This is a genomic window from Mesorhizobium sp. GW821-FHT07A06 (assembly GCF_059419085.1).
This window is the reverse complement of sequence record NZ_JBWKRC010000013.1, coordinates 163,334-176,549: the sequence shown is the minus strand read 5'-3', so window position 1 is coordinate 176,549 and position 13,216 is coordinate 163,334. Positions and strand designations below refer to the sequence as shown.

Here is a 13,216-nt window from a genome sequence, read left to right as displayed (position 1 = left end):
GCATGGTCTTCGCAATGTGCCGGAAGATGCGCCAGATGGCTCGATCGGAAGTTAGGGCATGCCGCCCCCATGATGAACGATGGCTTCCAGCACGGTCTCGTACACGCTGCCCGTCTCTTCTTCGATTTCCGTGCTGCTGATCTCCCTAGCTTTCGCGTCCGCGAAAAGCTTTTCGATCGCCTCGGCGACGGATATCACGTCGGCGCTCGCGATGTCCCACAGGTTATCGCTTATCCATTCATGCAGGAAGTTGGCGCCGCGCGTGCTCATCAGAGCAAGAAGCCCAGGATAGAAATTAGGTTCCGCTAATACTTGACGGTCGTAGGAGGCGCCCCAGAATCAGGGAATGGCGCAGGACAGCATCAAAGTCGGCGACGAGGTGGCCATTATGGCGACCGTCATCAAGCGGGTGACGGGAGACCGGGTGAGCGTTTCGATCCCAAGTTACAATTTCCCTTACTCAATCTTCGACCCGACAACGAAGGTTGTGAAGGGACAGCAAATCGAACTGATCGGCGACGTTGCCCGGATCGATGAAGGCAAGGTGACGGTAACATTGGAAACGATGGTCACGGTCGATCTCGACAGGGTGCGCCCGGTTCAAAGCTACGTACCGCCGAAGCGAAAAAGGGCACTGATCGATCAACCGGATTGAAACGAGATGACGAAGCTCTCAGACCTAGGGCCGCCCATCCCTCGCAAGGGCCTTACCGAAGCGCCTGCGCGGGAAGAGGACAATTTCTACCCTTGCCCCTATTGTGGCCAGATAGTCGAACAGCGCGATCTGCGCCAGGTAATGTGGCACGAAGGCCCGGGCCACGAGCCGCTAAAGCCGGATGACGGCGCAACAATCCTGATGTTCGGGCGTAATTTCGTGACTCAGCTTGGGGGGATGACGACAATCACTGAAGGGGTAGAAACTGCCGTAACTTTCGAAATACATCCGCGCTTCACCAGCGTAGGCTTTTCATATGACTTTTTCATGTGGTGTCCTCGCTTTTCCCTCGATGCAAAATGTTTTCGAGGCCGCCATTTTTTTCAATCCGGCTCGCCTCGGCCGATGACGGCCCGCCGCCACTGGAACGCCCGCCACCGCGTGAAGCGGTGACGGGCTGTCCGGTCGAAAACTTGCTTGGAGTGCCCGGCCGGACGAAGCACAATCTGCTGTTTTGCTGATGGCTCCCGGATGGATGGCCCGCGCCACTCGGGGGAGCGCGGGCCGACCAAGATTTGGGTCTTTGGTCAGCGGCCGCCCGCTGGAGACGCCCGCCTCTAGTCAAACAAGCGGTAAACACCGAGGTTCCACCTCACGACGAAAAAGCCCGACACCTTTCGGCAGCGGGCTTGCGCGGTCAGTCGCCTCAATGGCGCGCGATTAGCAGACACTGCTGCCGCAAATCTCGGTCATAGCTCTGCAAGGACATAAGCGCAGCGCTTCTTCATGCGAGCAACGTGGGTGTTCGACGTCTGGGCGACAACGGCTGGCAGGCGGGAATTACTGGTGTTTGCCGGATTGGACGGATCCCCTGGATCGACACCAGGGTCAACTCCTAAGCCAGCACCAGTCGCTCCCCCGACTCTAGCACCTAGACCGGCATTCACGCCGTTCGTGCCACCAATGTTGGCTCCGGCGTCCGCGCTGACGCCGCTGGCTCCGCCAACGGAAGCGCCAGGTCCGGCACCGGCGCCGTTCGACCCGCCCACATTTGCGCCGGCACCAGCATTGACAACGCCGCTGCCGCCGACGGAAGCACCGACACCTGCATTATGCCACAGCCTCCGCCAATCGAAGCGCCGGCGCCCGCGTTGATACCGCCGCCACCACCACCAACTGATGCACCTGCTCCGGCGCCAATGCCCATTGTGTAAGCCGGAAAAGACAATCCAACACACCGCCGGCCAAAGTCTTGGCTAGACTTTTATTGAAGAAATACATGCGATTCTCCTTGTTGCCTAACCGTCGGCAAAGACTGCGTAGGAGCAACTTGCGAGAGGCCTGTTAGACCGATCTTGTAGGACCTTATCCACGGAGATGGCTTGCAAGGCGTTACTGAAACGGAATCAATTTGAACCAACTGAGGAAAGGTCCGCCACGCTATGTCCAAGCCGTAGAATATCAGGTTCTACGCAAAAAAGCCCGCTGTCCTTGGCGAGAGCAGCCGGCAAGTTTGGAAGTGCGCTGTGATCACCAGCGTCGATCAACGAGCCGCGGCGAGGTTGGTTGCGGGAATATTGATCCCACACCGGCCGACCTTAGGTACCTGCCGTCATCCAGCGGAAAGCAGTCGGTATGTCCTCTTTGTTTCGTATTTTGGAATACGCCCTGCTCATCGCGATCATCGCATTCGCGCTATGGGTATTCACCAAGATTGGCGAGACAGTAATGATCTGATTCTTAGGGCTATTCCCCATTCGAAACGCAGGCCTATGTCTCCCGGCAGTAGCGTTCAGGCAAACTCATTCATGCCCAATCCACGTCTTCTAATCGAGTACGCAGCAATCGCTGCGATGATCGCGCTGGCAATATGGTTTGCCCTTCATTATTGGCGGCCTGAACAGTTGATGTGAGGCGCTAGCGGGTGACGAGCGAGGCAACCGCAGCGGCCGCCATCCCTGCTACCCCCAAAGCGCCAAAGCCATGACCTTCCAGGACGTCAACTCGGGCCGCGATCGGTTCCACAAAAAGCCCGCGATCATACGCAGGAGCAAAAAGCCCGCCACCTTTCGGCAGCGGCATAGCCAAGAGCGAGATGCACTCACTGTGGCTGCGCCTGCTTCCGTCGCAACCCTTCAATCTCCCGCTTCATGTCCTAAGTAACATCGCGCGTGCCGCAGACCGCACCGAGGTTGTTGACACCTGCGCTACGAGAGGCGTAAGTCGCGGTTCGCACCCCGCGTCCAGGGCGCGCTTTTACCCGACGAGGTACAGAAAATGGACGACAAATATTCCGATGCTCGTGAACACTTCTTCGCTGCGATCCGAGCGCTGGCAGCTTCCGACGATAGCATTCAGGCCAGGCTGATCGAGGCGAATGGGAACATCCTGAATGTCACGATCGACGAATTCAACGGCGACCGCGAACTCAAAATCAAATTTGCAAGATTGCTGGACCTTTTAGCTATCGATCAGGATGATTTGGAAACGGTCGCTATTGAGAACGCGGCGCACATGACCGACTTCGAAGCCGTGAAAGTCGCCGATCTGATCTGCGATTTCTATTATGAAATCACATAACCGCGATGCGTTGGCTAACCGCCACGCAGCACGCGGCAGATGTCATGCCAATAGGCGGTAATCAGCGACGCCAGCGCCGCCGGTGCCACGCCCGTTACACCCAAGGCACCAAGCCCCATGAGCTTCCAGCGCGTCACCTCCGATGTGACTTGCTTGACGCTGGTCATGTCGGCATTGAGCCTGCTGACCGCGCTTTCCGTGGCGCTGACGCGCTCCACCAGCTCGTCGGTCTTCTGATGCATCTTCGCCCGGCTGGCGGCGGCGCACTGTTCGGATTGCTCGTAGCTTAGGGCGGCGCGGGAATCGCTGTCCTTGATGTCGCGACGGATCTCAGTGATGTCGCGTTGCATGTTCTGCGTCGCCTCAAGGAGACCGCCGATCATCATTTCGAGGCTTCTGTTGGATCGTCCCGGCATGTCCCGCCCCTTCGTTGCGCTATTTCAGTTCGGCACGGCGCGCGGCGCTGGCCTTGGTTTGCAGATCACATCGGCCATTGCCCTGTGACGCCCGAAGTCGAACACGCCGCCAGCGTCAATGCACTCGTCAGAGATATGCGAGCGTCGATGCCCTTGTGAATCGCATCCTGATTTCCTCTCTCGATTTTGGCGCGGACCTCGTCGGCGCCTTTGTGCTTGATGAATTCGTAAACCCCGAGCGCAGCGCCCGAGGCGACAAGGGCGATGGCCGCCCAACCGATGACGCCGCCGACCAGGCGCGCCTAGCTGGTCGCCAAGGAGCGATTACCAAACTCGTTGGCCGAGCCACCAACAGTATGCAATCGCAATGGTGATGGCCGAGGAGAGGATGTGGAACGATTTTCGCCACCACCAGGAACCGCTTGAAGCTGGCGAAGTTCACATCTCTGACACAACAGGAGTGATTCACCGTGAACACCTTAAATACAGACGATCTCTCGGGATCAGGAAATGCCAACGAGAACGAATGGCAGGGCAATTCGGCGACTGAACGTGGCGCGGCCACCAAGGAAGCAATCGGCAATTTGAAAACGAGTGCCGCCGAAACCTCGTCGCATCTGAAAAGTGCCGCCGCGTCGGTGTCAAGCGACGCCAAAGACTACGCTGGAACTGTCGCGTCGGGTGCCGCCGATGCCTTCAAGGACGCTGTCGAGGCCAACAAGACCGCAGGTGCCGATGCGATCGCCAACATCGCCCATTCCGTGAAAGACGCGGCCGATGGCATCGAAAAGCAGTCGCCTCGGATCGCAGGTATGGTGCGCAACGCAGCCGAAGGCGTCGAGCGCGTCTCAAGCGATATCAGAGATCGCAATGTGGGCGAGTTGCTCGATGCCGTCACCAAGTTCGCGCAGCGCCAGCCAGCCGCCTTTTTTGGCGTTGGCATACTCGCCGGCGTGGTCCTAACGCGGTTCATGCGAAGCTCTGATAGATCCTGAAAAGGGCCACTCAAATGGATGATGGTACGCATCACCGGCCGTTCGGGAGCGTGCTCGGTGACGCGATAGGTCAATTCGCTTCATTGATGCGACTTGATCTTCGCCTGCTCGAGGCAGAAATGCGAGCCAAGACCACACCGATCGTGTCATCGGGCGCATGTGGCGTGGCGGCTGCGCTTTTCTTCGTTCTGGCTGGGTTCGCGCTGGTTGAGTTCCTTATTCTTGCGATGATCCATTTCGGGGTCGACGCGATGTTCGCATGTCTCACCGCCGGTGCCGTTCTAATCGGCGCAGGAATGCTGTCCCTATATCTGGCCAAGCGCGCGCTGGTCGGATGGACCATTACCCCTGTTGAGACCGTAAACCAGGTGCGGATAGACCTCGCGGCCTTAAAGCAGGGGATAAGGTATGGCTCAACCCAGCAATGAAATTCGTGACATCTTGGTCCAAAGTCGCGCTGGAAGGCAGGCTCTGTTTGGTCCGGTAAGCGAGTTGAGCCGCAGGCTCCAACCCAGACATTTGGTGCAAGTCTCTACAGACTGCGCCAGACGACAATTCGCAGGGGCAATCGATCGCGTCTCAGGCGCGATCAAGGAAAATGGCGGCACTGCGGCGGCGGTGGCCTTGGGCGCCCTCGTTGTCTTCGATGCCGGAAGGAGAAGTGTGGACGGCAATGCCGGTGGCGACGACGGTGGCACCGACTTCGAAACATTTGCACGCGGAGGGAATTCCGATTCAAGGCCCGGCCGTCACGTTGCGGCAGCGCGCCGCGAGGTGACAGCACTCGATCGAGCGAAGGTAATTGCCGGCTCTGCCATGGCGCTTTCGCTCGGGCACGTCATCGGGCGAGCTTTTCGGACTACGGCCAAAGAACGCGCCCTATTCGGCGCCGCTGGAGACACAGTTCGCGACACGGCCGCCAAATTTGTCCATGAACACAAGCGCGGCGCCAAACTGGCCGCTGCGGAGGCTTTCGGCTTCGCACGATACGGCGCCACGCTCTTGGCAATCCTAGCGGTGGCCAGCGATCATTTCGTGCGAAGCGACGATATTAGAAGTCCGCCTAGCAGTTGCTCGGACTGAAGATTGTGCGGCCGACTCGTTTCCTAGCGGATACTGATCTTGGAGGAAGTGGTGTGGACAAGCGTAGAAAGCAAGGGACAGATTACCATCTGTGGATGGCGACGCATTCCCCCCATCAGAAAGCCAACATCTGCGCTCAAATAAACAATTCTTATGAATTTGGCAAAATTGGGCGAAAAATTTCTTATTAACCTTCGCACCTCACTTTTACCTTCGCACCTAAACTATATAAATAAAGACTATAATGCCTATTGTAACCGGAATTGGCAGATCATCCCCGCGTTGTCGCGGCATTGCAGCGTCATTCGTTAGCGGAGCCTGGCGACACCCCAAAGCACGCTAGTCTACTAGAGGCGCTGCAAGACTTCACTGGCTGCAGATTACGGTGTTTTCCTCTGCAAGGGCGGTCATCGGCCCCGGAAATATTCGGTGCCCGCGCGGCATTGCAGAGAGGCGCTCCGAGGATCAATCTCGCGGCAATCTGCTTTCACCTGAGCACTTAAGATAAGACGCCAGTTAGCTTTGGGGCGTTTCTACGGCATTTGGTCGTCTATGGCGAACCGCTCCATCTGAAGAGTGACCGCAGGGCGCAAGATCCGGCTCATTGCTTGCAGCATCGCAATCTCATTGCGTTGTTATCTTGCGGCCATTTGCGCGCTGACGCCTTCACAAGAGGCCGAATGGCGCATCCAGCTCCTAACAGAATTCTGGCGTCTCGGATGGATAGGGCGAGTGAGTGCGCAACGATTCACGCGGACGAAGGCGCTGCAACTCGATTACCTTCTGAGGCCGAAGAAACTCAGAACTGCGAGGACAACCACGACTAGCCCCACAATGTAGATTATGCTGTTCATTGACTACTCCTAAAACCAGATCAAGCGGCCTGGGCTGCCCTAGTGAACATTTAGACCCGCCTAATGTTCCATCTCGCTTCTCGAATTCCGATTAATTCCGCGCGGCTGGCCGCTACATGTCGACGTAAGACTGGCTCCCTGTCGAGCCGCGCTGAAAGATGATCAAGAGCAATCGACTTTTTATTGCTGGCCTTTCTTGAGCATTCGGGCTTCGCGCATCAGCGACGAATGATCGTAGCGGACCATCAAAATCAATTCCGGCACCTGTTTCTCAGAAATACCTGTCTCCCGTGCGACCCACAATTCGGCTTTCGGATCCAATGTCTTTGGGTTCTCAGGTTTCGATAAGCGTTCGAAACAGCTTAGCGTTCCGCTCGGATACGAAAACCACTCACGGCCAGCACCGTAGGCGTCGTGCGGTTGAGTCGCGGTGCTCAGCTTCTCGATTGGGCGCGAACCCAGAATGTTTAGCGATCGAGACGGATGTAATCCCTGCACGATCGCCGTCAACCAAAACGATCTCGGTATCGATGTCGTGCGGTAGGCGCGGGGACCGGGCTATGGACTTCGCTTTCAAGGGATTGTTAGCATGGAGGTGCCAATCGCCATCAATAGTGCTGGTATCGAAATGCCTCGCGCGGCCCGCGTCTCTTTGGACCGACCAAGCCATTCTAACGACATCTTAAACAAGTCAGCTCGCCGCTGCGGAGCGTTTGAAGACGATGGTGACTTTTGTCCCTTCGATCGCGCTGGATTTGACTTCGAATTGCGCTTTGGCGTTCTCGGTCAAGGAGCGCGCGATCAGCGCGCCGAGCTTGCCGGGTTTCGGCCATGTCTCGCCCTCCGGCAATCCAACCCCGTCATCGGCAATCGTGATGCGGCATCCGTCGCCGTCGACGACGCTGTGGAGCGTTATCGTGCCGCCTTCCCGTCCCCTGAAGCCATGTTTGAGCGCATTGGTCAGCAGTTCGTTCACAACCAGTCCAGTCGGCATAGCGACGTTGATCGAAACGGGATAGGTATCCACCTTCATATCCAGGCGGATGCCTTCGACCGCGTGTGAAGCCATTACCGCGGATGCTATCTGGCTAAGATAGACACCGAGATCGACCTCATCTTTCTGGTCGTCGTCATTCGACAGCGCCTGGTAGAGTATTGCAAGAGCGTCGACACGTCCGGCCAGCCTCTCGAATCGTTTCTGATCGGGCTCCGCCGCGTTGCGTGTCTCCAGCCTGATGAGTGCGGTAATCATCTGGAGATTGTTTTTCACCCGATGCTGCAGTTCCCGCAGCAGCGTATCCTTTTCCCGAACACGCTCTTCGACTGAGGGCGTCTCTTCGCCGTGAACGGATACGTCCACCAAGGCAACCAGTCGAAAGCAAGTCTTGCCGTCGTCGTCTACTATCAAATTGGAATAGGCATCAACGATTGCCGGTGCGTCGACACCGCGCTCCAGGCGGAAAGTGCCCACGAAATCCGATTCGTTGACAACGCTCTCAGCCAGCGCCTTGTCCTTCTGTTCACGAATACCGATACCGGAAAGCGCGGCCCAGTTTCTTCGTGCCAGGCTGGCGGCCGTCAGGCCACAAAGTTTTTCGAATTCCGGATTGGCATAGACGACGCGCTCGGTTTTGATCAGGTCCGAAACGGCAATCGCGATGGGTATCTGGTCGAGAAATCTCTTGAACTGTTCGCTCTCCAGCGCGGTGGCGAGTTCGGGGGTATCGAGCAACTGCTCGACCGCCCCAGGCTTCCCTGGATCCGATGTCATTTTTGCGCCTACACTGTAAAGAACGCCAATCAGTATCAGCGATAGGGCGGATAGGCCACCGCCGAAGCGGCATCACTTTTTCTTGCACAGGTCAATAGGCGGGGACCAGCCTTGTGTCTCGTAGGGGCAAGGCCATGGTGAACTGCAGGCCCTCAGTATGATAGTTCAACTCAACCTTGGCTTGGCACTGCACAGCGACGACTTTCTCTAGCAGTGTCGTACCGAAACCGCGCCGTCGTGGCTTCTCGACCTTTGGTCCGCCTTTTTCGAGCCAATCCAGATTGAGGACTCGTTCGTCGCGCGAACTGTCCACTGACCACCTGACTTCGAGACGGCCGTGCGAGCGGGACAACGCGCCATATTTGGAGGAATTGGACGCGAGTTCGTGAAAGGCCATTCCGATCGGGATCGCGATATCGGCGACTAGCGCTACGTACGGCCCTTCGAGCACTACACGTGACTTATCGCTCGTGTCATAGTGGCGCAGTTCCGACTCCAGCAGCTTGTGCAAGGAAGCCATCTGCCAATAGTCATCGGTGAGCATCGAGTGCGTGTCGGCGAGAGAGACGATCCTGGCTGAGAAATCGCGGACGAAATCATCCACGTTACCACTCGACTTGGCCGTCGCCCCCATCATCGCCCGGACATTTGCGAGCGTGTTTTTGACACGATGATGCAACTCCCTGATCAGCAGTTTCTGTCGGTCTGCGACCTCTTGCTTCTGTTCAATGTAGGATTTTACCTCAAGCTGACGGGCGCGGGCACGCAGAGCGGACCGGACCGAATTTGAAAGACTCGACGCTAGGAAGGGCCTTTCGAGAACGATCAGATAGCGGTCCAGAAAGGCCAGGCGATTGTCGACTTCCGTTCCGCGCATCGTGAGCAACACGATCGGAAAATCCGACCACGCCGGTTGATGATTGAGCCAGGATGCGAACCGATTTCGATCAGAACTGATCAAGGCCTCTTCCGTTACCAAAAGACAATGTGCTTGGTCCAGCAGTGGAACTGCTTCCTCGAGCGTGTCGCAGATCTGAGACTTGATCCCGTTGTCCGCGAGGATAGATGACGCGACCTTAGCGTCGCGCCCGACCGGCGCGAGCACCAGAACACTGCGGTCTGAAAGCATCACGAGGCCTTGTCTTGTAGCAGGTTGCCTCGCCTTCCCTCGTAGGTGGGCACGCCAGTCAGGATCCCTCGGAACTCCTCCAAAGGTTCGCCGACAGCCAGGCCGTCTGCACTTATCTTGAATTCGCGAATGGTGTCCTCGTGCGGCCCGACGCGTTTCTTGACGACGGAAATAGCCCGTCTCAAACGGCCGCCGCTTTCGAAGAAGCGCAGCAGCATTATGGAATCGCAGAGATAGGTCATGTCGACAGGGGCGGACATTTGCCCTATCAGACCATGATTGGCCAACAAGAGGATGGTCACAACGCCCTTGTGATTGAGATATGTCAGGATCTCGTGCATCTGCAGCACAAGGTGCTGCTCCTCCGACATGGCATTGAGATAGCCGGTCAGGCTGTCGATGACGACGATCCGTGCATTTGAGCGCTCGACAGCGGACTGGATGCGCGATGACAATTCACCAGGCGACAATTCCGCCGGATCGATCTGTTCCAGGATCAAGCCGCCGTTAGCGGAGAACGGCCCCAAATCCATCCCCAGGCCTGAAGCGCGCGCCAGGAAAATCCGCTTGGTTTCATCGAACAAAAGCACCAGCACATGTTCGCCGCGCTTGAGAGCCGCATGGCAATAGCTGCACGCTATGGTCGACTTGCCGACGCCAGAAGGTCCCATCAGGAGAGTGCTGGTGCCGCGATCAAGACCACCACCCACAAGCGCGTCAATAGAACCGTTACCGGTTGCCGGCGCTCCGTGCTCCGCCATCTCATGTTCGGAGGCAACCAAGCGAGGAAAGACCACCACGCCGCCCGGCCGAATGACGAAGTCGTGGAAGCCGCCGCGAATTTGGACGCCGCGCATTTTAATGATGCGTAGTCGCCGCCGCTCGCCGCCGTAGATCGGCGATAGCTGTTCCATCCGGATAACGCCATGACTGATCGAATGGAGGTTTAGATCGTCATGTTCAGCGGTGAGATCGTCAAGCAGAAGCACCGTTGCATTGTTGAGCAGGAAAAAGCTTTTCAAAGCCAGGACCTGCCGCCGATAGCGTAACGAACCCTGTGACAAGAGGCGAATTTCCGACAGAGAATCGAACACCACGCGGTCCGGCTTCATCCGCTCGATCTCGGCGAGCGCGGCCCGCACGGTCTCACCGAGCTCAAGATCGGACGAGTGCACCAAGGTCTGTAACTGCGACGGATCAAGGCTTAATTCGGGGGGGACCAGTTCGAGGATTTCGATACCGTCAAGAGAAAATCCATGCCGTTCCGCGACCGAATGCAGTTCACGCTTGCTTTCGGACAGGGTTATATAGAGGCATTTCTCGCCTTCCGCCGCGCCTTGGATTAGAAACTGCAGCCCAAGTGTGGTCTTACCTGAACCAGGCCTGCCTTCTACAAGATGTGAGCGAAATTTCGCATATCCGCCTCGCAGGACGTAGTCGAGGCCTTTTACGCCAGACGGTATTGGTGAAGCGTCGTTTTTATCCACGTTGCCCCGCTTGCTTTATCGTGAGCAGCTAAACGGATTGCATTTTCGATGGTTCCCTCAATGCGCACTTTGGATGCAATACCATCCGATCGGCGAGAAGCATTCCCCAAAATTGGCGACAAATTGCTAAAGCTGGGGTTTGATCGGGAGGTGTCTGACCGGGGCGGCCAGGATACGGCGGATCAACGTTGCCTCGGCTTGGCGAGCGTAGGTTCGCGGTCCGCAACCGTGCCAATGTATAACCTCATTCTTTAGCTCGAGTCGGTGGCTCGCTTCCGGCGCTATCTCCGATTTGAACCGGTCCCGCAGTTCCGCGACCAACTTCTCGTTTTCAAAAAGCACTCCCATTTCCGAATTTAACGATAGGACCGAAGTTGAAGCATGCGACGAAGATGACGCGGTCGTCTACACTGAATGCTTTGGTATGCTGACGCCTTTAGACCCACAGAGATTTTTGCGTGCCGGCGAAAGGGTTGGAGCTCGAAGAGCTGCACGCCCCTTTATCAACAAGCGCTTGCGATAGTTGGCGTAGGCCCCGTGGACGGCCGCGACATCGGTCGCGGCCAAGGATCTTGTTAAAACAACGAGCTGCACCCGACCGTCGACGAGTTCGCCAAGCATTCTTGAGCCCCTCTTGCCTGGGATGAAATACGGGGACACGATTTCGATACACTTGCGCGCCGACTGGGAGCAACTCCTTCATCAGCCAACCGCACGGTCTCCAGCCTCAAACCTTTTCCGAAGAGTCTGAGATCACGCGCGCGTTGTCTACCGTACGCTACGCCCAGCGGCTATAAACTCGGCGATGGAGCCCTTGTCGCCGATACCGCTCAAAAGTGTCGACTCGGTTTTATCGTCGCTTCCCGCAAAATAACGGGTATGCGCGATGGCGCGGTCGAATGGAGTTCTTCCATAGGCCTCGCGTCCTGGCAAAACCGAATGCCGTCGACCCACTTCTTATCTTGCCGAAGTTCACCAGGGCGGTACAACGCACGCCTCGATCGATGTCAACAATGTTCGAAACGACCCTCCTGCCCATCATCGTCTGGAATGGTGGTCGCGTAGTATGGATATCAGAGCCTCCCTAGCAGGATGGGGAACCGAGCTACCGACGCTGCGTTCCTGACCATATGGACGAGTTCATCGAGCGATTTGGGCAAACGACTTGGCTACCCTTTTCCGTAATTTCGGCCAGGGTTTTGCTTGCAGCGCTCCTCGGAGCGGCTGTCGGCGCCGAACGGGAATGGCGTAATCGGCCTGCCGGAATGCGGACCCATATTCTAGTCTGCGTTGCGACGGCAGTGATCGCTATCTTGGCAGTCGAGATCACCCACCTCCATGTATTTGACGGCCAGGAGGTAGCAATTGATCCCCTTCGCTTGATTGAAGCCACTACCGCAGGAGTGGCGTTTCTGGCTGCCGGCATCATTTTCTTCTCGAAGGGAGAAGTTCAGGGGCTTACCACTGGCGCCGGCATGTGGCTGGCCGGAGCCATAGGTTTAGCGGTGGGACTCGGGTTCTGGCAGATCGCGTCGCTAGCTACGTTACTCGCCCTGATCGTGTTGGGGCTTCTGCAACTAGTCCAAGTGGGCAAAAAGGATTGAAAGGGCGACTCTTTGTCGGGGGCGGGCTCGAAGTCGCTTGTCCCGTCCACAGGTCGCAATCTGCCGTATTCCTTCATCCCAAATTCACTCGCGGCGCCCGACCGCCGGGACCATACACGCTGCTTACGGTATCCGCCGCCGGGAAGCCGTATTTGCGCTTACTTCGCGGCGGTCTCCTTGCCGACCTCACCAACGCGTGGGACGGCACCTCGGGCTGTGCACGCGCTTCATGCGCGTTTTTGGGCCGAACATTACGACATCGCTCGGTGTCAGAGGGGTTGAGGGGGCCAGACCGGGCCTGCCGCGGTGGCGTTCACGCGAATTCCCTTGTCCATCAGATTGCCCGACAGCGCTCTCGTAACGGCGTGGATTCCGCCCTTCGTCATCGAGTAATCGACCAACCCCCCTATCCCGGTGATCGATCCGGATTGACGATTACGGAGCCCGGCTTCCTGGCCCGACCATTCCTGCCCATTTGGCCACCCCTTGAACGGCGGGTCGTATAACACGGCTGGTTTGATCTCTGCTCCATTGCCGGATTTTGGATGGTGCTGTTCAGGAAGGGTCGGTGTCGGGTATTTCCGGGCCCCCGCCTCGCCAGTGCAACCAAAACCAAGTTGGGCCGTTTTCACCGGTTCAATA

Annotated in this window: 15 protein-coding genes and 1 pseudogene; 8 read left to right on the top strand and 8 right to left on the bottom strand. The window is 57.3% G+C overall.

From position 1 onward, the window contains the following. Positions 1-51: 51 nt before the first annotated feature. Positions 52-270 (bottom strand): DUF768 domain-containing protein, encoded by a 219-nt coding sequence (locus tag AC07SZ_RS30115; RefSeq protein WP_494917137.1) that lies wholly within the window; start codon positions 268-270, stop codon positions 52-54. 76 nt (positions 271-346) lie between these two features. On the opposite strand from AC07SZ_RS30115, the gene AC07SZ_RS30110 reads away from it, so the two are divergent. Together AC07SZ_RS30110 and AC07SZ_RS30105 are read left to right on the top strand one after the other, a co-directional pair. After that, positions 347-655, top strand: coding sequence for a hypothetical protein (locus AC07SZ_RS30110; RefSeq protein ID WP_494917136.1), 309 nt, complete (start codon positions 347-349; stop codon positions 653-655). A 6-nt stretch (positions 656-661) separates the two neighbouring features. Then, positions 662-1,108 (top strand): hypothetical protein, encoded by a 447-nt coding sequence (locus AC07SZ_RS30105; protein ID WP_494917135.1) that lies wholly within the window; start codon positions 662-664, stop codon positions 1,106-1,108. 657 nt (positions 1,109-1,765) lie between these two features. Here AC07SZ_RS30105 and AC07SZ_RS30100 read toward each other — a convergent pair. Continuing rightward, complete coding sequence (locus AC07SZ_RS30100) at positions 1,766-1,936, bottom strand: hypothetical protein (protein ID WP_494917133.1); 171 nt, start codon at positions 1,934-1,936, stop codon at positions 1,766-1,768. Between the two features lie 996 nt (positions 1,937-2,932). On the opposite strand from AC07SZ_RS30100, the gene AC07SZ_RS30095 reads away from it, so the two are divergent. Further along, complete coding sequence (locus AC07SZ_RS30095) at positions 2,933-3,235, top strand: hypothetical protein (protein WP_494917132.1); 303 nt, start codon at positions 2,933-2,935, stop codon at positions 3,233-3,235. Between the two features lie 14 nt (positions 3,236-3,249). On the opposite strand, the gene AC07SZ_RS30090 is transcribed toward AC07SZ_RS30095, so the two are convergent. Then, positions 3,250-3,651, bottom strand: a complete 402-nt coding sequence (locus AC07SZ_RS30090; protein WP_494917131.1) for a DUF1515 family protein — start codon at positions 3,649-3,651, stop codon at positions 3,250-3,252. Positions 3,652-3,806: 155 nt separating this feature from the next. Between AC07SZ_RS30090 and AC07SZ_RS30085 the strand changes: the two genes are divergently transcribed. From AC07SZ_RS30085 to AC07SZ_RS30070, 4 genes are all read left to right on the top strand, one after another. Next, on the top strand, positions 3,807-4,025 hold the full coding sequence (locus AC07SZ_RS30085) for a hypothetical protein (RefSeq protein ID WP_494917130.1): 219 nt from the start codon (positions 3,807-3,809) through the stop codon (positions 4,023-4,025). Positions 4,026-4,121: 96 nt separating this feature from the next. Next, positions 4,122-4,646 carry a hypothetical protein gene (locus AC07SZ_RS30080; protein ID WP_494917129.1) on the top strand — a complete coding sequence of 175 codons (525 nt, stop codon included), beginning with the start codon at positions 4,122-4,124 and terminating at the stop codon, positions 4,644-4,646. 14 nt (positions 4,647-4,660) lie between these two features. Further along, entirely contained in the window at positions 4,661-5,074 is a 414-nt protein-coding gene (locus AC07SZ_RS30075) for a phage holin family protein (protein ID WP_494917127.1), read from the top strand. After that, a complete protein-coding gene (locus tag AC07SZ_RS30070) occupies positions 5,055-5,729 on the top strand; it encodes a hypothetical protein (protein WP_494917125.1) in 675 nt (224 codons plus the stop codon). Before AC07SZ_RS30075 ends, AC07SZ_RS30070 begins: the two co-directional genes overlap by 20 nt. A gap of 1,034 nt (positions 5,730-6,763) precedes the next feature. Here the strand turns inward: AC07SZ_RS30070 and AC07SZ_RS30065 are convergent. The 4 genes from AC07SZ_RS30065 to AC07SZ_RS30050 form a co-directional block, all read right to left on the bottom strand. Beyond that, complete coding sequence (locus AC07SZ_RS30065; protein WP_494917123.1) at positions 6,764-7,093, bottom strand: hypothetical protein; 330 nt, start codon at positions 7,091-7,093, stop codon at positions 6,764-6,766. A 181-nt stretch (positions 7,094-7,274) separates the two neighbouring features. Next, on the bottom strand, positions 7,275-8,354 hold the full coding sequence (locus AC07SZ_RS30060) for a sensor histidine kinase (RefSeq protein WP_494917122.1): 1,080 nt from the start codon (positions 8,352-8,354) through the stop codon (positions 7,275-7,277). Positions 8,355-8,445: 91 nt separating this feature from the next. Next, a complete protein-coding gene (locus AC07SZ_RS30055; protein WP_494917121.1) occupies positions 8,446-9,486 on the bottom strand; it encodes a sensor histidine kinase in 1,041 nt (346 codons plus the stop codon). Then, entirely contained in the window at positions 9,483-10,970 is a 1,488-nt protein-coding gene (locus AC07SZ_RS30050; protein WP_494917120.1) for an ATPase domain-containing protein, read from the bottom strand. Before AC07SZ_RS30050 ends, AC07SZ_RS30055 begins: the two co-directional genes overlap by 4 nt. A gap of 1,130 nt (positions 10,971-12,100) precedes the next feature. Between AC07SZ_RS30050 and AC07SZ_RS30045 the strand changes: the two genes are divergently transcribed. Continuing rightward, entirely contained in the window at positions 12,101-12,574 is a 474-nt protein-coding gene (locus AC07SZ_RS30045; RefSeq protein WP_494917119.1) for an MgtC/SapB family protein, read from the top strand. A gap of 210 nt (positions 12,575-12,784) precedes the next feature. On the opposite strand, the pseudogene AC07SZ_RS30040 reads toward AC07SZ_RS30045, so the two are convergent. Further along, positions 12,785-13,025 (bottom strand): annotated as a pseudogene (locus tag AC07SZ_RS30040) (SDR family oxidoreductase); the annotation flags it as partial. Between the last annotated feature and the right edge of the window lie 191 nt (positions 13,026-13,216).